General features: G+C 34.7%; 20 protein-coding genes, 1 tRNA gene and 2 pseudogenes. 14 read left to right on the forward strand and 9 right to left on the reverse strand.

Features of this window, described 5'->3' with window-relative positions; all coding sequences use genetic code 11:
• Window positions 1–7: 7 nt before the first annotated feature.
• Complete coding sequence (locus ABWU67_RS05440; protein ID WP_353281866.1) at window positions 8–1,726, reverse strand: monovalent cation:proton antiporter-2 (CPA2) family protein; 1,719 nt, start codon at window positions 1,724–1,726, stop codon at window positions 8–10.
• Between the two features lie 5 nt (window positions 1,727–1,731).
• A complete protein-coding gene (locus ABWU67_RS05445) occupies window positions 1,732–2,304 on the reverse strand; it encodes a thioredoxin family protein (RefSeq protein ID WP_010081997.1) in 573 nt (190 codons plus the stop codon).
• Window positions 2,305–2,412: 108 nt separating this feature from the next.
• Between ABWU67_RS05445 and tmk the strand changes: the two genes are divergently transcribed.
• Entirely contained in the window at window positions 2,413–3,003 is a 591-nt protein-coding gene (gene tmk / locus ABWU67_RS05450) for a dTMP kinase (protein ID WP_010081998.1), read from the forward strand.
• Here tmk and ABWU67_RS05455 read toward each other — a convergent pair.
• The 3 genes and pseudogenes from ABWU67_RS05455 to ABWU67_RS05465 form a co-directional block, all read right to left on the reverse strand.
• Window positions 2,996–3,364, reverse strand: a complete 369-nt coding sequence (locus tag ABWU67_RS05455; RefSeq protein WP_353281867.1) for a hypothetical protein — start codon at window positions 3,362–3,364, stop codon at window positions 2,996–2,998. The two genes, tmk and ABWU67_RS05455, sit on opposite strands and share 8 nt — an antisense overlap.
• Window positions 3,361–4,219: pseudogene (locus tag ABWU67_RS05460) on the reverse strand (IS630 family transposase). Before ABWU67_RS05460 ends, ABWU67_RS05455 begins: the two are co-directional and overlap by 4 nt.
• A 34-nt stretch (window positions 4,220–4,253) precedes the next feature.
• Window positions 4,254–4,412: a hypothetical protein gene (locus tag ABWU67_RS05465; protein WP_353281869.1), complete on the reverse strand. Its 159-nt coding sequence runs from the start codon at window positions 4,410–4,412 to the stop codon at window positions 4,254–4,256.
• 232 nt (window positions 4,413–4,644) lie between these two features.
• On the opposite strand from ABWU67_RS05465, the pseudogene ABWU67_RS05470 reads away from it, so the two are divergent.
• Window positions 4,645–5,503, forward strand: a pseudogene (locus tag ABWU67_RS05470) (IS630 family transposase).
• Between the two features lie 219 nt (window positions 5,504–5,722).
• Here ABWU67_RS05470 and ftsH read toward each other — a convergent pair.
• The 3 genes from ftsH to ABWU67_RS05485 all read right to left on the reverse strand — a co-directional run bounded on the left by ftsH (window position 5,723) and on the right by ABWU67_RS05485 (window position 9,536).
• The gene (ftsH, locus tag ABWU67_RS05475; protein ID WP_353281870.1) at window positions 5,723–7,564 is read right to left on the reverse strand and encodes an ATP-dependent zinc metalloprotease FtsH; all 1,842 of its coding nucleotides are present in this window, start codon (window positions 7,562–7,564) and stop codon (window positions 5,723–5,725) included.
• Window positions 7,565–7,576: 12 nt separating this feature from the next.
• Window positions 7,577–8,872, reverse strand: coding sequence for a tRNA lysidine(34) synthetase TilS (gene tilS / locus ABWU67_RS05480; protein WP_208571594.1), 1,296 nt, complete (start codon window positions 8,870–8,872; stop codon window positions 7,577–7,579).
• A 184-nt stretch (window positions 8,873–9,056) separates the two neighbouring features.
• Window positions 9,057–9,536, reverse strand: a complete 480-nt coding sequence (locus tag ABWU67_RS05485; protein WP_010081889.1) for an OmpA family protein — start codon at window positions 9,534–9,536, stop codon at window positions 9,057–9,059.
• Window positions 9,537–9,811: 275 nt separating this feature from the next.
• Between ABWU67_RS05485 and ABWU67_RS05490 the strand changes: the two genes are divergently transcribed.
• From ABWU67_RS05490 to ABWU67_RS05535, 10 genes are all read left to right on the forward strand, one after another.
• Window positions 9,812–11,239, forward strand: a complete 1,428-nt coding sequence (locus tag ABWU67_RS05490; protein WP_353281872.1) for a carboxypeptidase — start codon at window positions 9,812–9,814, stop codon at window positions 11,237–11,239.
• 23 nt (window positions 11,240–11,262) lie between these two features.
• The gene (locus tag ABWU67_RS05495) at window positions 11,263–12,339 is read left to right on the forward strand and encodes a rod shape-determining protein (RefSeq protein WP_209473299.1); all 1,077 of its coding nucleotides are present in this window, start codon (window positions 11,263–11,265) and stop codon (window positions 12,337–12,339) included.
• A gap of 202 nt (window positions 12,340–12,541) precedes the next feature.
• On the forward strand, window positions 12,542–13,654 hold the full coding sequence (gene mnmA / locus ABWU67_RS05500; protein ID WP_209473297.1) for a tRNA 2-thiouridine(34) synthase MnmA: 1,113 nt from the start codon (window positions 12,542–12,544) through the stop codon (window positions 13,652–13,654).
• Between the two features lie 934 nt (window positions 13,655–14,588).
• The gene (locus ABWU67_RS05505) at window positions 14,589–15,854 is read left to right on the forward strand and encodes a hypothetical protein (protein ID WP_341820370.1); all 1,266 of its coding nucleotides are present in this window, start codon (window positions 14,589–14,591) and stop codon (window positions 15,852–15,854) included.
• A gap of 59 nt (window positions 15,855–15,913) precedes the next feature.
• Complete coding sequence (ppa, locus tag ABWU67_RS05510) at window positions 15,914–16,420, forward strand: inorganic diphosphatase (RefSeq protein ID WP_151807542.1); 507 nt, start codon at window positions 15,914–15,916, stop codon at window positions 16,418–16,420.
• 399 nt (window positions 16,421–16,819) lie between these two features.
• Window positions 16,820–16,910 (forward strand) — tRNA-Ser (locus ABWU67_RS05515).
• A 176-nt stretch (window positions 16,911–17,086) separates the two neighbouring features.
• Window positions 17,087–18,232, forward strand: coding sequence for a SurA N-terminal domain-containing protein (locus ABWU67_RS05520; protein ID WP_095742874.1), 1,146 nt, complete (start codon window positions 17,087–17,089; stop codon window positions 18,230–18,232).
• A 97-nt stretch (window positions 18,233–18,329) separates the two neighbouring features.
• A complete protein-coding gene (locus ABWU67_RS05525) occupies window positions 18,330–18,950 on the forward strand; it encodes a hypothetical protein (RefSeq protein WP_006279429.1) in 621 nt (206 codons plus the stop codon).
• The gene (locus ABWU67_RS05530; protein ID WP_353281875.1) at window positions 18,934–19,485 is read left to right on the forward strand and encodes a 5-formyltetrahydrofolate cyclo-ligase; all 552 of its coding nucleotides are present in this window, start codon (window positions 18,934–18,936) and stop codon (window positions 19,483–19,485) included. The genes ABWU67_RS05525 and ABWU67_RS05530 overlap by 17 nt, the downstream gene beginning before the upstream one ends.
• A gap of 111 nt (window positions 19,486–19,596) precedes the next feature.
• Window positions 19,597–19,776: a hypothetical protein gene (locus ABWU67_RS05535; RefSeq protein WP_353281877.1), complete on the forward strand. Its 180-nt coding sequence runs from the start codon at window positions 19,597–19,599 to the stop codon at window positions 19,774–19,776.
• On the opposite strand, the gene ABWU67_RS05540 is transcribed toward ABWU67_RS05535, so the two are convergent.
• Window positions 19,737–20,660, reverse strand: a complete 924-nt coding sequence (locus ABWU67_RS05540; protein WP_353281878.1) for a hypothetical protein — start codon at window positions 20,658–20,660, stop codon at window positions 19,737–19,739. The two genes, ABWU67_RS05535 and ABWU67_RS05540, sit on opposite strands and share 40 nt — an antisense overlap.
• A 136-nt stretch (window positions 20,661–20,796) precedes the next feature.
• On the opposite strand from ABWU67_RS05540, the gene elbB reads away from it, so the two are divergent.
• On the forward strand, window positions 20,797–21,504 hold the full coding sequence (elbB, locus tag ABWU67_RS05545) for an isoprenoid biosynthesis glyoxalase ElbB (protein WP_022626165.1): 708 nt from the start codon (window positions 20,797–20,799) through the stop codon (window positions 21,502–21,504).
• A 175-nt stretch (window positions 21,505–21,679) separates the two neighbouring features.
• The gene (locus tag ABWU67_RS05550) at window positions 21,680–21,988 is read left to right on the forward strand and encodes a hypothetical protein (RefSeq protein ID WP_010081942.1); all 309 of its coding nucleotides are present in this window, start codon (window positions 21,680–21,682) and stop codon (window positions 21,986–21,988) included.
• Window position 21,989 lies beyond the last annotated feature (1 nt).

Consider the following 21,989-nt stretch of genomic DNA (forward strand, 5'->3'; position numbering starts at 1 on the left):
GAAGTAGTTATTCATCTTTATCACTACCAAGGTCTTTTAACATACTGTAATTGCCTTTTCTGAATCTACTTTTTAAAGACGTAACTCCACTTTCGCTAATACCACTAAGGCTCAGTGCAGCTCCACCTAGCTGCAATCCTATCTCAGATGTTTCAGGAATAATTTTACTAGCTCCTAGATCTCTATAAACCTCCACATTACTCAGATCTGGTAAGCGTATTACAATATTTACATGCGGAAAATTTGCTGCAACTAAAGAAACAACTTTTTTTATAGTAACTTCATTCTTCATTGAAATAACGAGAGCTTGAGCTCTTTCTATTCCTACCGATTTTAAAATTTCACATCTTGTAACATCTCCAAGATATATAGGAAAACTATCACTTTTTCCTTCTTTGACTATTTTCGATTGAATATCTACAACAACGTAACTTAAATGCTCTGCCGTAAGCATTTTTGTTACCATATATCCCACTCTACCAAATCCAGCAACTATCACATGGTTATAAAGATCTTGTGTATCTGTTTCAACAGCTTCATCATCTAATATTGTTTTCTCAGTGCTAAATGAGTTTGCTATCCAATCTCCAAGCCCCGATAAAAGAGGAGTGAAAGCCATGGTTACTGTAGTTACCATCATAAGTACTTGAGCGATTTCACTTGGTAGCACATTTAGCTCATCTGCTAAGCGAAACAAAATAAACGCAAATTCACCGCCTTGTGAAAGCAGTAACCCAGCTTGTATAGCAGGTGCACTCTTAAACCCAAAAAATCTACACAATATATATATAATAGATGTTTTTAAAACGATAAGGATAATCGATAATAAAGTAATTAGTGGTAACTTATTGAGTAAAAGTTCGGTATTGATGGACATACCAACAGTCATGAAAAATAAGCCAAGAAACAAATCTTTAAATGGCAATACTGCGTGTTCTACTGAGTGTCTATATTCTGTTTCTGCAACTAACAATCCAGCAACAAATGCACCTAATGCTAACGATAAATGGAATTGCTCAGTAATAAATGCTGCTCCTAATACTATTAAAAGCGTTGTTGATATAAAGATCTCATTACTTTCCATTTTAGCAATAACCGAAAATAAAGGTCTAAGCAATAATCTACCAGTTATAAATATCAGCACTAATGCAATAGCTGCTTGCACCAATGAACCTGCCAATGAGCTTATCAGGCTGTGCTCAGAATTGCCAGTAAGTAAAGGTACCAATACTATTAATGGTACCACTGCAAAATCTTGCATTAATAGCACTGCTATCGACAACCTACCAACCTGACTTGCTTGAGAACCTTTTTCTTGCAGAACCTGCAACACTATTGCTGTTGAGGATAGCGCAAGCCCACCACCAATAACTGTTGCTATATTCGTATTCACTCCGAAAGCAAGAGCGATGCACCATATTGCTACCATGGTAACTATAACTTGAAGAGAACCGAACCCAAATACATGAATACGCATAGCGATCAGGCGTTCAAATGTCAATTCAAGGCCTATAATGAATAATAGAAAAACTACACCAAATTCTGCAAGATTATCCATTGCTTCAGCTGAGTGTATCAGATTAAATCCGTGAGAACCAATAACTGCACCTGCAACGAAGTAACCAAGCACTGGACTAATATTCATTTTCCAAAATGCTATGACTATAAACACAGCAGCAGAAAGCAAAATTATAATATCAAACAAATGCTGAGAGCCACTGTGCATGATATTTAACCTGTAGAATTAGACCATTTAATTGAGCAGCCAATACTTGATTTTTGGTCAATTGGAGAATTACCAGTTTCTGCAATAAATTTCATAGCTTGAAATAAGTCACTACTTCCTACTTCATAGCTTTGAACCTTTTCTTTTTTTGTGTCGTTAAAACGTCCACGATAGCAAAGGTTTAAATTGGAATTAAAGCCGAAAAAGTCAGGAGTGCAAACAGCCCCGTATTCTTTAGCTATTTTCTGTGTACTATCAATTAAATATGGAAATATAAACTTATTTTCCTTGGCAAAATTAATCATATTTTCAAAGGAATCTTCTGGATATTCATTTACATCATTTGGCATTATTGCAATGGTGTTTACCTGATAATCTTTTTTCAATTGATCAACATCGCTTACCAGATTGCTAATAATTGACTGAACGTAAGGACAGTGATTGCATATAAACATTATAATAAGACCATTTTTTCCACAACAGTCACTTAATGCATAATATTTATTGTCTACTCCCAAAAGATTAAAATCTTTTGCAGTAAAACTAAAATCGACTTTAGGAGTATTCAGAGCAACCATAGACTATTATTATACCACATGTAATTTACGGTCTTATTATTTAAATGTCAAACGGTTTCTATGTATACTGTTTGCATATTCTTTTTTAGTATTATAATTATAAAACTTATGTTCATAACTTTCGAAGGAATAGACGGCTCTGGTAAAACAACACAATCTAAGCTACTTGCAAATCATTTTAAGCAAATTCGCGGCGAAAATAATGTGGTATTGACTCGAGAACCAGGTGGCACTAACTTTGCAGAGAAGGTAAGAGGAGTATTGTTAACGAATAATATTGATTCTATTTCTGAACTCTTGCTACTTATCTCGATGAGGCGCGAACATATGAAAAAATTAATATTACCAGCTCTTGCAGAAGGAAAAATAGTGATTTGTGATCGGTTTATTGATTCAACTATTGCATATCAAGGATATGGGTTTGGAGTTGACTTAGGGCTAATAAGGGACTTACATAAGCTAGTGGAAATTAAATATCCAGATATTACATTCATTCTAGATATTGATGTTAAAGTTGGGTTAAATAGAGCAAAAGACAAGAATAAATATGAAGAAATGGATGTTAATTTTTACAATAAGGTCAGAAAAGGATTTCAGGAAATAGCCATAAAAGAGCCCGTTAGGTGCAGTGTTATCACTGGAATTGAAACAAAAAATGATAATCACGTACACAATGAAATTATTGATAAAATCACCTAGCTTGTGATAGAAAATTATCAATTTCAGGTAACATTATTTCATATGAATAACTTTTTGTTTGAGTAGCTAAAAAATCCTGTATTTTGTCTTGATCTTCTTCACTTATCATCTTATATGCCCTTGCGAGGTTCATTAATTCACTTCTATTTTTTTTATTGCTTACTTCAGTAATAGTAAAAAATTGATCAAAATGGTCTAAGAGGTCTTTATTTTTTATTGAAGACACAATATCGTCAATTTCTTTCACATATAATGCAAGTTTGTGTGCTTTACTACGATCTTCAAAACAAAGATTAACAAGCACGTTACGAAACCTATCTTTCGTAGTATAGCATTTCTCATAATAGTCCGAATAGGTCATAGGAAGGCAGAATCAACAGCACGACGAAAGGATTCGAATAGAGGAATGTTTTTCCTGGCTCTGTTTTTTATAGCAAACCAATGATGCTCAATTTTGTTAAAATCTGGAGAATAAGGCGGCAGATACAAAATTTCTGCACCGACTCCTTTAGCGAGCTTGATAAGCTTATCAGACTTATGAAAAGTAGCATTATCAAGAATGACAGTTTGTCCAGGTTCTAAGATCGGTGCCAAAAATTGCTCAAACCATCCATTAAAAATATCCATATTACAGTGGCCTTCAAATGTTAATGGAGCAACTATCTTTCTTCTACTTAAGGCTGCAACCATGCTGATTCGTTGAGTTTTTTTTCCAGATTTTAGGGCATAAAATCGCTGTCCTTTCTGGCAATACCCATATGGATAGTCCTCCGTGTTATCAATCCCAGACTCATCTATATACACTAAGTTTTCTGGTTCTTTTGTTGCTATAATTTTTAAGAATTCAGCACGTTTTTCTTCGTTCCTTTCCTTGTATCCATATGTCTTTTTTTGCGCGTAAATCCAATTTTTCTGAGAGCTCGGTGGATCGTTTCGATACTAACGTTGCCCCAAAGTTTAGCCATTTCCGACAGAGTTTTTCTACCGTGTTTTTTAGCAAATTCGATAAACTTATTCCAGTCGATAATTTTCTGATTGTAACCTCCATTACCGAGTTTTTTGACTGAAAGTCGCCTGTTTCTTTTTTTCTTTGCTTCCACTCCCACAAAGTAGTTCGTCCAATTTTAAATCTTGCTGCCACTGCTTCTCTGCTTTCCCCTTCGTCTAGTGCTTCCATTGCTTTTTTTCTTAAATCATAACTATATGCTGCCGGCATCCAACCTCCTTATCGCCATCTATCCTTAATCTTATCATATCCGGACTTCTGTGGAAAGAGCTATACTTCTCACTTCTGCTAATAAGGACTTAATATTTTCTTGGCAATGCACTCTCTTTACCGATTCAGCCGGTTCAACCATACCAAGAACATTCTTTACCAAAGATTTTTCTTCACAACTAAATATGAACATGTAATAACCCATCGATAAAGTGAAGAGCAAGAACATAGCCGGAAGTAAAAACGGAGCTAATACATTTTGTGACGCAGGGAAAATAAACCAGGTAACAGTTGCTATTGACACAGTTACAAATAATCCTGATAAACATAATTGTGCTTTTCTTCTATAATTCTGATCAATATAGCTCTTTCCACAGAAGTCCGGATATGATAAGATTAAGGATAGATGGCGATAAGGAGGTTGGATGCCGGCAGCATATAGTTATGATTTAAGAAAAAAAGCAATGGAAGCACTAGACGAAGGGGAAAGCAGAGAAGCAGTGGCAGCAAGATTTAAAATTGGACGAACTACTTTGTGGGAGTGGAAGCAAAGAAAAAAAGAAACAGGCGACTTTCAGTCAAAAAACTCGGTAATGGAGGTTACAATCAGAAAATTATCGACTGGAATAAGTTTATCGAATTTGCTAAAAAACACGGTAGAAAAACTCTGTCGGAAATGGCTAAACTTTGGGGCAACGTTAGTATCGAAACGATCCACCGAGCTCTCAGAAAAATTGGATTTACGCGCAAAAAAAGACATATGGATACAAGGAAAGGAACGAAGAAAAACGTGCTGAATTCTTAAAAATTATAGCAACAAAAGAACCAGAAAACTTAGTGTATATAGATGAGTCTGGGATTGATAACACGGAGGACTATCCATATGGGTATTGCCAGAAAGGACAGCGATTTTATGCCCTAAAATCTGGAAAAAAAACTCAACGAATCAGCATGGTTGCAGCCTTAAGTAGAAGAAAGATAGTTGCTCCATTAACATTTGAAGGCCACTGTAATATGGATATTTTTAATGGATGGTTTGAGCAATTTTTGGCACCGATCTTAGAACCTGGACAAACTGTCATTCTTGATAATGCTACTTTTCATAAGTCTGATAAGCTTATCAAGCTCGCTAAAGGAGTCGGTGCAGAAATTTTGTATCTGCCGCCTTATTCTCCAGATTTTAACAAAATTGAGCATCATTGGTTTGCTATAAAAAACAGAGCCAGGAAAAACATTCCTCTATTCGAATCCTTTCGTCGTGCTGTTGATTCTGCCTTCCTATGACCTATTCGGACTATTATGAGAAATGCTATAACTGTACTTACACCAATAGAAGCTATATCAATCATTACTCACACCTCATTAAACATTAATACTAACTGAATGATAGCATTATTGTGATGAAAATGCAATATTATGAATATTTTAATACAATTTATATTGACAGTTACAATTCTGAATGTTTTATTGCAGCGTTAGCTGATTAGCATTTTTAAGATGAGGTCAACTCTCATAGAGAGAGGATTTTTTTACTTTCTCATTCTTCTCATTTTCTTCTCTAACAATTTTTTTTCCGTTTAGTATATCCTTTATTTCATCTCCTGTTAAAGTTTCAAACTCCAGTAGATTTTCAGCAATAAGCTCTAAGCCTTTCTTATGCTTGGTCAAAATGTCTTTTGCTTTTTCATAGCAAGAAGATATGATTTTTTTCACTTCTTCATCTATGAGCTTTAGCGTATCTTCAGATGTCATATGAGGATGTTGTGGATCTTGCTCCTCACGATTGTGATACACTAGCCCTATCTCATCATTCATTCCACATTTTTTTACCATAGCACGTGCTATGTTAGATGCTTGTCGTATATCAGAAGACGCGCCACTTGTAACTTTATCGTAGCCAAAAATTAACTCTTCTGCTGCCCTGCCACCCATGGCAACAGTTATATCTGCTATCAGCTTTTCTCTTGTGTTGGACACTCTATCTGTTTCCGGTAGTCTCATAACTAAACCTAAGGCCATACCTCTTGGAATGATTGTTGCCTTGTGTATAGGATCAGAAGCAGGCATATTAACCGCAATTATCGCATGACCAGCTTCATGGTATGCAGTCAGTCTCTTTTCCTCTTCTGTCATAATTAGGGATCGTCTTTCTACGCCCATCATTACTTTATCACGTGCATATTCAAAATCATCCATGGTAACAATTTTCTTGTTTCTTCTTGCAGCGATAAGTGCAGATTCATTCACCAAATTTGCTAGATCAGCCCCTGAAAAACCTGGTGTTCCTCTTGCAACTGTTTTCACGTTTACATCTGGTGCTATTGATATTTTCTTTATATGAGTATTTAATATCTTTTCACGCCCATTTATATCGGGTAAAGAAATAGTAATCTGTCGGTCAAAACGACCAGGTCTAAGCAGTGCTGGATCTAAGACATCCGGACGGTTAGTCGCAGCAATTATTATTACACCTTCATTAGACTCAAAGCCATCCATCTCAACTAATAACTGATTTAATGTTTGTTCTCTTTCATCATTGCCGCCACCAAGACCAATGCCACGATGTCTACCCACCGCATCTATCTCATCTATAAAAATTATACAAGGAGTATTTTTCTTGCCTTGATCAAACATATCACGAACACGGCTCGCACCAACACCAACAAACATTTCAACAAAATCAGATCCAGAAATGCTAAAGAATGGCACATTAGCTTCTCCTGCAATTGCACGAGCAAGTAAAGTTTTACCAGTTCCAGGAGAGCCAATTAAAAGGCACCCTTTTGGTATTTTTCCACCTAATATTTGAAATTTTTGCCTTTGTTTAAGGAAATCAACGATCTCTACTAGCTCTTCTTTTGCTTCATCAATTCCAGCAACATCATCAAATGTTACTTTTTTTCCACTAGTCATGAGTCTAGCCCTTGACTTGCCAAAGCTTATAGTTCTGTTGCCTCCCGCTTGTGTTTGTTTAAGCAAGAATAGCAAAAAGCCAATAAAGATAAATGTTGGGACCCATGAGATAAGTAATCCACCAATTACGTTCATGGCAGAATCTCCAGTTGAAAAGGAGAATCTCACTTTTCTATCATGTAAATTTTTTATTAGGTCGCTATATATGACACCGCTTGAATTGAAACTTGAACCGTCCCTGAACTTGCCTTCAATGCTCTGGTTTTTTATGACAATATTTTCTACATCATTGTCTTCTAGTCTAGTTAAAAATTCCGAAAAAGATATAATTGTTTTACTTTTACCTACATTTCCGCTGAATTGAATATAAGCAACTGAAATAAGAACAATAATTACTAACCAGATCAATAAGCCTTCTAAAAATTTTTTCATTTCTATTTCTAACTAAATACTAATCAAGCTTACCAAATTTTGTTTTATCGTGCTATTAATAATGCATTGAACCTTATCGTCATTGGTATTTTTTCCGTTATAATTTACATCAGGATAAGCAAGCACCTTGCTATCTTTTTGTACTGTAGGCAAAGAGTAGAAAACTTCAGGGCAGCAGTTGTAATCCTTCAGAAATTCAGGAACTTTTTGTGTTTTTTTTAATGGAGCGATGATAACTGAACACCCTTGATTTCCGAGTATTGTGCAGCTAAATCTGTTATCCCATTGGGTAGGTTCATTTAAAGGTAGGTTTACGGTAATTTCTTGTATCCTTGACGATTCTCTAATTATTAAGATATTTTCTCCATACTTTCTTATTTTACACCCAGAAAGTGTACAGTTAACATTACTATCCTTTTGCAATATTCTATTAAATATTGCAATGAGGCTGCTGTACCTTGGTTTATAATGTTTACTGGCAATTGCCATTATAGAGTAAAGAAGAAGCCTCAAGGCTATTTCCTCTGGCAATTGATAAAATTCACTTAGTTTAATTTCAATATAACCAAGATCATGCACATTAACGCAGTCATTAAACGCAAGGCGTGTGTAGTGCATCAACGCTTTTGCAGCTCTTTTCATATGAAGGGCTGTGAGGCATATTCGCTCTGTTAAAATCTCTTGATTATCACTTGCTTTAAGTAAGTTACGGTATAAAGTTCGTCTGTATTTTAAGTCATGATTGCTTCTATCTTCGATCCATTTTAACCGATGAAGCTTAGCGTACTTTTCTATTTCACTACGACTAAAATTTAACAATGGCCTAAATATATAAATACCATTTAGGAAAGACTTGTAGTCCATTGATGATAATCCATCTACGCCACTACCTCGCTCTAATCTTAACAAGAACGTTTCTGCTTGATCATCTTTGTGATGAGCAACAAGTAAATATTTAACATTATTATTTTTACACCACTCTGCTAGTAACTTATACCGTGCTTTTCGTGCCTGTAACTGAATATTGCCTTTAATATTTTGCTTCTCCCAATTTAATATGAACGATTCCTTTGCTCCAAGTTCCTTTGCATAACTTACAACAAAATCAGCTTCTTTTTGAGACTCTGGACGTAATCCATGATTTACTGTTAATGCTATAGGAAGTGAAAGCTTGTTTTTTTTTGCCCAGTTAGTCATTAAGTGCAGTAAGACTATACTATCTACACCACCTGATACTGCAACTGCAACTTGATTGTTATAGAAAGCAAAACTATTAACCACATTTTGAAATAATAACTCTAATTCCATTATGTCTCTTGATGGCCAGACAGGTCAGATCTCTTACGTCATACCGCGACTTATTTGTGGTATATATAGATCCCGCTAACAAGCAACGAAATATGACAAGTTTGTCCTTTTTTGTCTACCCCAGTGCCCTTTCTTTATGTCATCCCAGTGTTTGACACTGGGATCCAGGTTTTAATGCAAGAAACTATTTCTTTATTCCAGAAAATGAAAATTCCACTCTACGATTTTTAGCATGCTCTTTTTCATATTTAGAATTTCTAGAATCATCTTTTACATTAACCAAAGGCTCAGTTTCACCTTTAGAAGCAGTTTTTATTCTGTTTTCTATGTAGGGTGTACAACTAACCATAAATTTTTTAGCTGCATCAGCCCTTCTAGCGCCTAGCGCAAGATTATATTCATGAGAACCACGGTTGTCAGTGTGACCAGTTAAAGTAACCTTCGCGTCAGGGTTATCTTGTAACACCTCCATTACGTCAAGTAATGCATCTGCACTTACTTCAGCAATACTAGATTCATCATAACCAAAGAAAACTCTTTTATCACCTATCTGCTTAACAACAGAATTTATTTTATTTGTTGTATTTGCTCCTTTTTTTGGGCAAGAACTTACACCAGTAAGTAATAAACAAAAACAGCACATTATAACCAGTCTACTCCACATTACTAAACCTCCATAAATTTTAAATAGTGCGTAACTTTAATTTCAGTAGCTAATATCTCTCCATATTGTAATATAGTCAAGAGAAATAAAATACTAAATACTTTTTCTACAACCTTACAATTAATTTTCCTATAATATGCTGGACTCTGAATAGAAAAATCCAATAAAAGAATAAAAAGTACAATTTTTTATTGTACTTTAAGCAAATATACTTTTAACTTTATTATTAATCTATTACGGTATTAAACAGATGTTTTCTAAAATAATGAACAAATATGCAATCTTATAAGTTTTTAGAGGAAGTATTATATAGGGTAGAGAATATCGAAAATACGCTAAAAGTACTAAACCAAAGCCAATTGAATATAGAGGACAAAGTTGAACAAATGAGTCTTCTAGAAGAAATCAGACATGAAATTATCTCTCATGACGCAATAAAGGAATCATTAGCAGATGCTCTTGGTAACAAAAAAAGTGCAAATACTCAGCAGCTAAAGTTAATAGAGAGAATACATAAAAGCAACAGTGCTGTTCCTATTGATTTAGTAAAGTCTTTATCCAAAGCTAAGGTTGAATGCCAAAATTTATGGAAGCTATCTCATTCTGAAACCAGTAACTTAGAAAAACTAAAAGAACGTTTTACTGATTTAATCACACTCATTCGCGAAGTAGCTTCTATAAAATCGCAGCAATTAAAATGCTCAAAATACGACTCACTGCTTGCTGACTATGACTCTGATATCACAGAAAAGAATATAAGGGAAGTATTCCCCAAGGTAGGCAAATTTTTTAGCGAAAATGTAGATAAAATAATTGAAAAGCAGAAAAAGGATAAGGATAAGGTTACTAATATACAAAAAGTTGCTACTCAGAAACAGATTGAACTTGGCTCATTATGTTTACAGCAAATGGGTATTGCACTAAATGAGATTCGTACTTCTTATTACTACCCTATAGATTATGATGAATCTGATTTTTGTTATGGTTTATTTTCACTTTTACGGCATAGTGGTTATGCAATTTATCAAAAATGTTTAGCGCAAAATTCTATAAGTAGTCCAATTACGAGACATGTTATGTATGAAACTCAAGGGTTATTCATGGAAAGGATGATTGGAACATCCAGAGAATTTATTGAGTTTATTCAACCACACATAAAAGAGAAATTTGCTATAAAAGGCAAAACTAACGAGAAAGTTAGCAGTGTTGAAAATTTGTACTTGATTTTCAATGAAATAAACCTTTCTTCTTTTTTAAAAAATGCAGATGAATTTAGTCTGTTAGCTCATATTATGTTGAGAACTAGGTTAGAACAAGATATAATAAATGGTACATTGGAAGTCAAAGACCTGCATGATGCGTGGCTGGAAGGTATGAAGCACTATAAAATTCCAGTAAAAGCTGAAAATGAGCTAAACACTTATTTTCAAGATGAATATTGGGCAAGCGGTGTTATGGGCTACTTTCCTATAAAAATTATTGCTTTAATTGCTGCTGTGCAGATTTTCTCTTGCGTTAAAAAGAATCATTACGAATCATTAAGTGCTATAATAAAAGGAGATTTTAGTTTACTTATCAGTTGGTTATCTCAAAATATATACAGTGCAAAGTGTGGCCTGGAACTGCTAAAAAAAGTAACAGGTAAGGGTTTAGACGTTGAGTGTGTTACTTACTACTTATCTGAAAAGTATAATTTGTCTTAATAAATGGTTTTCTTGAGTTATGTATGAATTTTGTTCGAAAATTAACCGGAAAGTTTTATAGCCTTTTTACTTTCAAAGGTTTGTTTGCTAGCGATATTGCTATAGACCTTGGTACTGCAAACACTTTAGTTTATCAGAAAAATCAGGGAATAGTGCTTGATGAGCCTTCAGTTGTAGCAAGAATAAAAGAAAAAGGAAGTTACGTTCCTTATGCTTTTGGTAAAAAAGCTAAAATGATGCTTGGGAAAACGCCTGGAGAAATAGAGGCGATAAGGCCCTTAAAGGATGGAGTTATTGCTGATTTTAAAAGTGCGGAAGAAATGCTAAAATATTTCATACGCAGTGCAAACACAAAATTCACTGTTAATAAACCTAATATTATCATATGCGTTCCATCTGGATCCACGCCAGTTGAAAGGCGTGCTATACAAGATGCAGCAGAAAGTGCTGGTGCAAATGAAGTATTTTTAATTGAAGAACCAATGGCTGCAGCAATCGGAGCTGGGCTCCCGGTTACTGAACCTGAGGGTTCTATGATTGTTGATATAGGAGGCGGTACAACTGAAGTTGCAATTATTTCTTTAGGCGGAATTGTTTATTCACGTTCTGCCAGAGTAGGTGGCGATATTATGGATGAAGCAATAAAATCATATATTCGTGAAAATCATAAGTTATTAATCGGTGAAACAACCGCTGAGAAAATTAAGAAAAGCATAGGTTCAGCCAGTCTGCCAGGTGAAAATAACAAAGAGGGAATGATAATTAAAGGCAGGGATTTAGTGAGTGGCATGCCAAAAGAAATGCTTTTATCAGAATACCAAGTTGCAGAGAGTTTAATAGAGCCTGTACATCAGATAATTTCTGCTATTAGGACTGCACTGGAGAGCACTCCACCTGAACTTTCTTCTGATATAGTCGATAAAGGAATAATTTTATCCGGTGGCGGCGGATTATTGCGTAACTTGGGCAAAGTTATCAGTGAAACAACAAAACTACCAGTTCGTGTTGCAGATGACCCACTTTGTTGTGTTGCTCTGGGTAGCGGAAAAGTGCTTGAAAACATGGATTATTTTGGCCATGTTTTATTTAAGCAGGATTAAATTATTTTTAAAGGTAGTTCATCGAATTTTATAGCAAATTTTACCTCAAGCATAAAGATGTCATCCAAGTAGCCAACACTGGGATCCAGAAAAATTGACTATAAACAAGTATGCTGTTTCGATGAAATTGTGTAATAGAAACTAGATTCCAGTGTCAGCTACTTGCATGACACCAAGTTTGTGTTTATAAATTAAGGCGATTATGCTAAAAGAATTTGAAATAGAACCTCTGCTAAAAGATAAAGCTCCGCACCAGACCAAGGCTGTTGTTGCAATGTCCGGGGGAGTTGATAGCTCCGTTGCTGCAGCACTGCTACATAACCTTGGGTACAAAGTGGTAGGTGTGACTCTTCAACTCTATGGCACCGACGGTAATGCTAACGCAAGAAAGGGCGCATGCTGCGCTGGACAGGATATTTATGACGCTAAGCGTGTAGCTGAAAGTGTTGGCTTTCCTCACTATATTTTAAACTATGAGGAAATATTCAAAAAGGAAGTAATAGAGGATTTTGCGAGTACCTATATGCGTGGGGAAACTCCCATACCATGCGTGAGATGTAACCAAACGGTAAAATTTCGTGATCTATTGCAAGTTACAAAAAATCTTGGTGCGGATGTGCTCGTAACAGGACATTACGTGAGAAGGTTAGAAAAAAATGGTGAGGTAAAGTTGTGCAGAAGCATTGATAAAAGTAAAGATCAAAGTTATTTTTTGTTTGCTACAACTCAAGAGCAATTGAAGCTTTTGCGATTTCCACTAGGTGGGTTCTATAAAAGTGATATAAGAAAATTAGCAAAGTATTTCAGCTTACAAATTTCTGAAAAGCCGGACAGTCAAGATATATGCTTTGTTTCCGAAAGCTATAGTAAAACAATAGCTAAATTAGCTCCACAATCTGTACAGAAAGGTAAAATAGTGGATGTTAATGGAAAAGTGCTAGGCGAGCACAGTGGCATAGTAAATTTTACAGTGGGGCAAAGAAAGGGCTTGGGTATCGCACACAATGAACCTCTTTATGTGATAAAAATTAATACAGAAAATAATGAGGTTATAGTAGGTCCGATCAACGTATTAATGCAAAAAAAAATATTGATCAAGGAGTTAAATTGGTTAGAACAACCAAAGGAAGGTATGGAAGTAACTGTGAAGCTGAGATCATCACATGCGGGAAGTTTAGCAACAATACATTCAACTGACGAAAAAAATAAAGCCTGTGTCATTTTAAACGACGATTACTTTGGCATCAGTCCAGGTCAAGCCTGTGTAGCGTATAAAGATGAGCAAGTTATCGGCGGTGGATGGATATGCTCTTAACTAAAAGCTTTAATGCAGAGTGTAAACATACAATAGACTTCTTGCATAACCATATAACATTGGGAATAGAAACAAAAAAACTTGCTTGACAAACTCCGCCAGCCCCCTTATCATGAAACTGAAGCTATTTATTTATCTTCTCTGTACAGATTAAATGACAAAAAAACTCACGTATCTGGCGTCTCATGTTTAATTTTTTGCACTATGTGCACCTTATGTCTTTATAAAATTTCTAGGTTTTGACCTAACATAAGCTGAAACGCGCTTATAAAGCGTTTAAAACATAAAAAAACGCCAACTTAAAAAATGGATAGTGAATAACTAGCTACCCTAGGGTTTCTTTTGCCTTTTTTTCTGTTTAGTAAATTTCTTAACGTTTATAATTTAGATTAGTTGCGGCTTAAAAGCAGCTAAATCGCGGTTATTAAGTGTTTAGAATAAAAAAACGCCATACTTGAAAGTATAATGTAAGTAATTAGCCAACCACGGGGCTTCTTTTGCCTTTTTTTTCGTTTGGTAAATTTCTTAATGTTTGTAGCTAAACGACAACCGTCATCCCAGCGGGATCTAGAGATACCGCGGCGGTATGACGGTTCGCGGCGGCATAAAGATAAGTCTCGTCATCCCGCTGCGTGTTAGCGGAATCTCTTGTTAGCGCTGCGGCGGTATGACGGTTCGCGGTGGCATGACGATAAGCCTTGTCATCCCGCTACGTGTTAGCGGGATCTATGTTGAGAGATACCGCGAATGAATCGCGGTATGACGGTGTAGATAGTATCCCGCTGCGTGTTAGCGGGATCTCTTGTTAGTGCCGCGGCGGTATAGCTATACCTTTTTCTACTTAGTTTGGGTTATGCAAGAAGTCTAATAACATTTATTGCTATTTTGCCATGTATCCCTTATACTATAAAGTAGAACATTATAGGTTTCAGCAATGATAAAAGAAATTGAAGAACTAATAAAAATTGTTGGTAAGGGTAATTTATTAGAGACGTTATTTATTTTTTTAGGTAGCTTTCAACATGCTGACTTAGGTCGTTTTATGGATCACAGAAATCATTTTGGTTTGTCTGAATTCATACAGAAGCAAGATGAACAATTAGATTACTATTTTAACTTAAAATTTAGTCTACAAGGGTTGTTTTTAATTTATGCTCTAGCTTATCGAATTCTAAGTGAAAACAATAACCTGAATACTAAAGATGTCATAGATAAAATATATGAAGTTATTAAAGGATCTGAGTTAAATGAATATATAAATGAAGTAGTAGATGGAAGAAAATTAGATTTACTTAACATTTTAGCAAATCCAAAGAGAGAACCAATATTTAAAACAGAAAAAGATTTTGAAAGTAAAGTACTCATTGGTGTTAGAAAGTTGCTAGATGAAGAAACTACATTAAATAAATACGATAGAGAATTTGCATTAAATAAGTGCGTTATCAGCAGCTATTATTCTATTCATCAAGACATAAAAGTAGACAAGGATGTAGTGTTGTTATTTTCTATACTTGTCGACTATCATAAGCTTTCTGAACATCACAAAGAGTCGATAAAAAAAGAAAATTTACCAATAATAGATAACGTGGTCTTTCTCACATATATAACGAATTTAGCTGGATTACTGCAAAGTATTAATCTGAAAGATCAAAATAGAGCCACTAAATATACGCTGAATCGCGAAAAGATAGGTAGCCTAAACAGAACATTTAATATGTTGGCAGATCAAAATAATCAAAATTTTCCAACCTTTAAAAGCATTGGACCAACCTTGAAGCAATTGCTAAAAAACCAGAATAGTGATGAATTTGAACAATTAGTAACAAACCCTAAAAATATATACTACTCAGTGCCACAAAAAGAGAATAAATGTAGGTCAAATTTCATTGTCAGCAAGAAAAAAGAAAAGAACCATAAAAATACAGCCTGTAAACTTATTTTGGGTATGTTTGTATTATCTGTTGGGTTATCTGTTGCTGATTATTTCCTTATGGAGCAAAAATTGCTCAACTCAATAAAAAATGTTTTGCCACAAGACAACCTTACTAACCTGATAGTTGGTGCGGTGCTTACTATTGTAATAGTATATGCCTTATTTCAATTATTGGAACCACCACAGGAACCACCACTTTCAACAGTCGATGATGTGCAGAATAAAAAATTAGACTGCTCCATGCAAAACAAGCTTAGAACTACATAAATGTAGCAACTTAAAAGTACATATTGTATAATGCTTATTCTTAAGTTAAGAGGTAATTTATGGATTTAAGTAAAATAACAGCAGGACCAAATGCGGTGAATGTGGTAATTGAAATAAGTGCAAATGCTGAGCCTGTAAAGTATGAATTTAATAAAGAGCTTGGGTTGTTACAAGTTGACAGATTTTTATCTACCTCAATGACTTATCCTTGCAATTATGGATTTATACCAAATACCTGCGCAGGTGATGGTGACCCTGTGGATGTTTTGGTGCTAACTCAATTTCCCTTAGCATCTAGTGTTTTAATATCGGTGCGTCCAATAGGCGCATTACTCACTAAAGATGAAAAAGGAGAAGATGAGAAAATATTAGCAGTGCCTGTTTCCAGTGTTGATAGCTATTATGACAATATAAAGGACTATTCTGACTTATCTAAAAGCCTACTAGATAAAATTACTCATTTCTTTTCTCATTATAAAGATCTGGAAAAGGGAAAAACGGTAGCAGTTGGAGAATGGGTTGGTGTGGAAGAAGCAAAGAAAATCATTGAAAAAAGCAGAAATTAGTTTTTATTGATTTATAGCTAAAGTGGCTTAGGTTTGCCCACAATTTGAAAAACAACAAATTCGTCATTCCGCTACTTGTTAGCGGAATCTATACCGCGCACAACTGTACGAACATTGCAATATGGCACATAGTAAACGATGTCATTCCAGTGCGTGGCACTGGGATCCAGACTTTCCGTAAAAACGTTATATTTTAACATAACACTTATATGCTCACCAACTTAGTGCTAATCAAAATCCTGGATCCCAGTGTCTGGGCACTGGGATGACAAGAAAGGGAGCACTGGAATTTTTGTTTCAGCATTAGCCATGCATCTGAACAGATACAAATATTGCAATTAAAAGCATTAGACAGGCGGTAGAGGTCTTGGTATTATATAATCTTTAGGTTCTAAATTTGGAAGGGTGGCCGAGCGGCTGAAGGCGGCGGTTTGCTAAACCGTTATACGACCCAAAAGTCGTATCGAGGGTTCGAATCCCTCTCCTTCCGTATACTGTTTTTAGCACGGTTTAAATTCGCTATATTAGCATGTTTTTAGCCTATTTACCAGCGTACCTGATTTTGTTGCAATGGTTTTTATTTCCATTGTCACTGAGATCACTATTAAAAAGTTGGCTAGCATTGACTCAGTATTTATTATAGAATTGGTTATTAACTTTACTTGTATGTATAAAATACTAATTTTACTGTTGATAGTGTTGCCACTTAGGTTGCTTGCAACCGAGATTGAAATTGTTGCAGATGTAAATGGTGAACCAATTTCAAATTTAGATATCGAAAAACGCATCAACTTTATAAATTCATTGTTTGGCACTCAAAGTGTTAATCAAAAAGAAGCAAAGCCTCAAGTGCTTAGGGAGCTAATAGACGAAATTATCATTATCAATGAAGCACAGAGGCTGAATATAAAATTGAGCAACGAGGAGTTAGATAATGCTATTATGTTATTTTTAACCCAAAGTTTTAAACTTAAGGCTAATGAAGTTGATCAATACATAGAGAAGCATAATATAGATCTTGGTATTTTAAGAAAACAAATAAAATGTCAGTTACTGTGGAGCAAAATTATTGAAGTAAGAATTGTGCCATTTATTAATATAAGCGATAAAGAAGTAGATGATGTAAAAAGGCAAACAGAAAAGCCGGATTATCTTATCACGTTCCAAGAGTTTATAATTCCTGATCAAAAAGACAAGGACGTTTATGGTATAGCTGAAGATTTAGTAAAAAAATTACGCAACAGTGATAACCCAGAATCTCCAATAAAGATGCGTAAAGCAACAGTTAATTTAAGTCAGCTAAAAGGAAAACTCAAGAGCGTTTTAGAAGGATTAGAAACCAGCGACATAGCAGGTCCATTCAGTTTCAGTGAAGGTTACTCCGTTATAAAAGTAATAGATAAAGTACAACTTAATCATGCACTGCTGGAAAGCACTTTAAAATTAAAACAGATTGTGGTTGAAGGTTCAGAAAGTTTATTAGATAATCTCAAGGAGCAAAAGGTCAGTTGTTTAAATTTTGATAAATTGGCAGATAATTTTAAGCTGCCAAACGCAAAAGAATTTGAAATAAAAATGCGAGATTTAAATCCTGATTTACAGATTTTATTTAGTAAAACAAGTGTGAATGAAATAGTAGAATTGAGAGAAAATGGCACTGCAAAGTTGATGATGTTGTGTGATATCAAGAGTAATGTAGCGGGTATAGAAGCAATCAAACAGAAAATGTACCAACAAAAGATTATGATACAAAGCAACTTGTTATTAGATGATATGCGTAAAAATGCAGCTATCAGTTATCGGTATAGTTGAAGTCAGAGAGTGTTCTTGTCTTTGTGTATAGAACTATATAAATTACTTTGTTCTATAAAATTTCAAAAAATTTGAACAAATGCAGTTAAAATAGCACATGAAGAATATAATGCTAATTGGTGGTGGAGTTGGAAATGCAGTGTTATTTTCGATAGGGAAGGCATGTCTTGAAAATAATAACAAGGTTTTGTACTTTGCTGGCTATAAGAAGTTAAGTGATGTATTTAAACGAGCACTGATAGAGCGTGCATCAAATGCAGTAGTTTGGGCATGTGAAGAAGGATTGATAGAAACAAGCAGAGATCAAGATAAATCCTTTCATGGTAATATAGTTGATGCAATAGTCTCTTATCAACAAGGAAGATTAGGTATTAATTTGAACGTTATAGATAAAATTATCACTATTGGTTCTGACAAAATGATGAAAGCTGTGAATGAAGCTAGAAAAACAATTTTAAAGCCATATCTGAAATCAGGCCACATAGCGATATCATCAGTTAATTCTCCTATGCAGTGTATGATGAAAGAAATCTGCGCTCAGTGTGTGCAGCAACATATAAATGCGAAAACAGGAGAAAGGAGTTTTGTTTATAGTTGCAGTAATCAAGACCAGGATATGGGGTGTGTTGACTTTGACTTTTTAAGTGAGCGCTTGAAGCAAAATAGTTTACAAGAAAAACTTACTGCAAAATGGATAGATCATGTTCAAAGATATTAAACAGCACAAAAAGGAAATAAGAGAGCAATATAGAGCTATAAGAAAAGATATTGATGAAAGTTATTCCAGTTATGCAGCAAATTCCCTTATTAATCTCTTTAATCAGAACTTAAGCTACGTTAAAGGCAAAACAATTGCGGCTTACATTCCAATGGATGGGGAAATAGATGTTGTGCCTTTGATGCATAGTTTACTCGATTTAGATTATAAAGTAGCAATTCCTAATAAAAATAAGTTACTAAAATTTGAGAAATGGAACGAAATAAATGAAGATGTAATTCCCGACACAATCATTACTCCTGTTATTGCTTTTGATGATCATTTTAATAGATTGGGTTTTGGCGGTGGTTGGTATGATACAATGATAGAAAAACTGCGGCCACTTGGAAAAATATTTATAGGTGTAGCCTATGAGAAACAATATTGTAAAGATTTACCTGTAGAAAAACATGATCAAAAATTGGATATTATAATCACTGAGATGTGTGTTAGATGTGGAAGTGGATTGGTCAAAAAAGTGGATAAAAAAGAATAGATCTCTACCTTTTCCATTCCCTCCCTCTCCAAGCCATCAGAGGGTTTTGGTTTCTCCTGTACTCGCTTGTTCAGAACTTGGACTATCTAATTGAGGAACTGGTGACTTCATTTGGTTAACTTTATCATTAACCATTTTTTCTACCTCCTCTATTTTACCCTCACCAATGGCCATAATTTTATAGCTCTTTTTACAATAATCCGAACAGACCGTAATATGCTACTGGCCTGCTATAGCCATAAACACATATCTTATCGCATTCGGACTATTATAAGAAAGGCTATAGATTGAAATTTCTCCATAAGTTCCTCAAGTGCTTCCTTATCACTTTCATAAGTACTAGTACCTTTTTCTCTAAGCTTTTTCATGTCATCTTCTGAAAAATTTTGAATAGTTCCATTCTTTACTAACTCTTGTATAGCAGATCGCTGCCCTTCATTTTGAAGCATGCCTATGACCTTTGCTTTACTCTGGGCGTTTTTTATTTTTTCACCTTCTTCGGACATATTATAGCCTATAATCTCTTGAGCCAAACTGTTGTATAATTTACTAAAGTTATCTTTTTTTGGCCCAACCTCAGGCAATTTATCCCCTAAATTTTTAGATAAACTTTTCACTGCTTTTCCTGCATCAATCGCACCTTCTTTTATTTTTTCCCCTTCCTTTACTATACCTATTCCTGCATAACGTGCTCCAATACCTACAAGTGCTATTAATGTAGCAAGCACAATAAGTGGAGAAAATGCTGCTCCTAATACCATTACGGCAGAAGCTATTCCAATTTTTTTATTTGCAGATGCTGATTTAAAATAATTGACTAGATTGTCCAGTGGACCTTTATTATTATTTATAACATTACTTATTGCTTGCTGATTAACAGATTTTAACGCCTCTTCTATTATTTTTGAGTCAACATTTTCAGAAGTTAAACCTTCAAGCGCTTCTTCAATGAATTTTATAAATAATTCTTTGTTGACCTCCTTTTGCAAGCCTTGGTCATTAATCGCTAAACCTAAATCTTTGAGGTTCATCCCTTTAACTTGTTCTGATAGGGTTGTAAATAACTCTTTTTTCCCCTCTTGTGAGGATTGTGCAATACTTTCTATTATATCTGAAATAGCTTTTCTTAGTTCTGGATAGTCAGTGTCAAAAAACATACTATTGCTAGATTCCATATTCAGCTTCGTTGATTATAAATATGCCTAATTATACATACTAATCATTAATTATATTATAATTGATATAACATACCCCTTTCCAAATATAGAATTTGTATTAAAATATCTAGATTATATGAAATCAAGGTACTTTATGGGTGAAAAAAAATTAAAAGCTGCTGTGGTCTTATCAGGGTGTGGTCACCTTGACGGTGCAGAGGTAAGAGAAGCGGTTTTAAGTTTGCTTGTGCTTGATCAGCAGGAAGTGGATGTTAAATGCTTTGCACCTGATATCAATATCACACAAGTTATGAATCATAGAACAAAAGAGGCAACAAAAGAAAAAAGGAATGTACTTGTAGAAGCAGCAAGAATCGCAAGAGGCGAAATATATGACTTAAAAGAAGCCAAAGCTGAAAATTTTGACATGCTAGTTGTACCTGGTGGATACGGGGTTGCGAAAAATTTATCTGACTTAGCTGAAAGTAAAGACATGGTGACAGTAATGCCTGAATTTGAAAGATTAGTTTCAGAATTTTTTGTTACAAAAAAGCCAATAGGAGCGATATGCATATCTCCAGCCATCATTGTTTCAATTTTAAGTAGCAAGATAGGTAAAGAAGAAAGTAAGGTTAAGGTAACTATAGGAGATGACAGAGAACAGTTGATAGAAAGGCTTGGCGGCGAGCACATAAAATGCGATACAGAGTTATCAATAGAAGACGAAGAACATAATGTATTTTCCTGTTCTGCTTATATGCGTAGCGACGAAAGTACATACTCTGTATATCAAGGGATAAAGCATATGATTGACAGCATGGTAAAAAAGATTAACAAAAAAACTAAACAGCCATTCCTATAAGGTGTACTAAATAAGACTTCTCTATTAATCACACAATTAACTGTTGAATTTTACATTTCTAGCTGTATTATGGCTACGTAGCTAAAGTAACTTAGGTTTATCGACGCTTTACTACTTGTTAGCGGTGTGGTGTAGTGGCCATATATGTTTAGTTCTTTTTTTTAAGGTATTTTGTATGTCAGATCTTTTCTATATTGAAACTACGTGTTGTGTGGACGGTCAGTGTGATGTCTATACAGGGGAAGTGAGTTTTAATGATGTCATGTTAGGCAAGTTCAGTCTAAATTCGTGTAGCGGGAAAGAAGCTATGATAAATCTAGACATTATTACATTCGATATTAATATCGCTATTGATGGTCAAAATGGAAAGACAATAAAAAAAGACCTTAAAGGTCTTGAATTTGTAACTAAAGATGATGGTTCTTGGTATATTAATAAGGATTTTGGTGATGATAAATTTGAAGTTGTAGTAAAGCAATCATAAT

The sequence above is a fragment of the Wolbachia endosymbiont (group A) of Aleiodes leptofemur genome (genome assembly GCF_964028465.1).
Classification (GTDB): domain Bacteria; phylum Pseudomonadota; class Alphaproteobacteria; order Rickettsiales; family Anaplasmataceae; genus Wolbachia; species Wolbachia pipientis.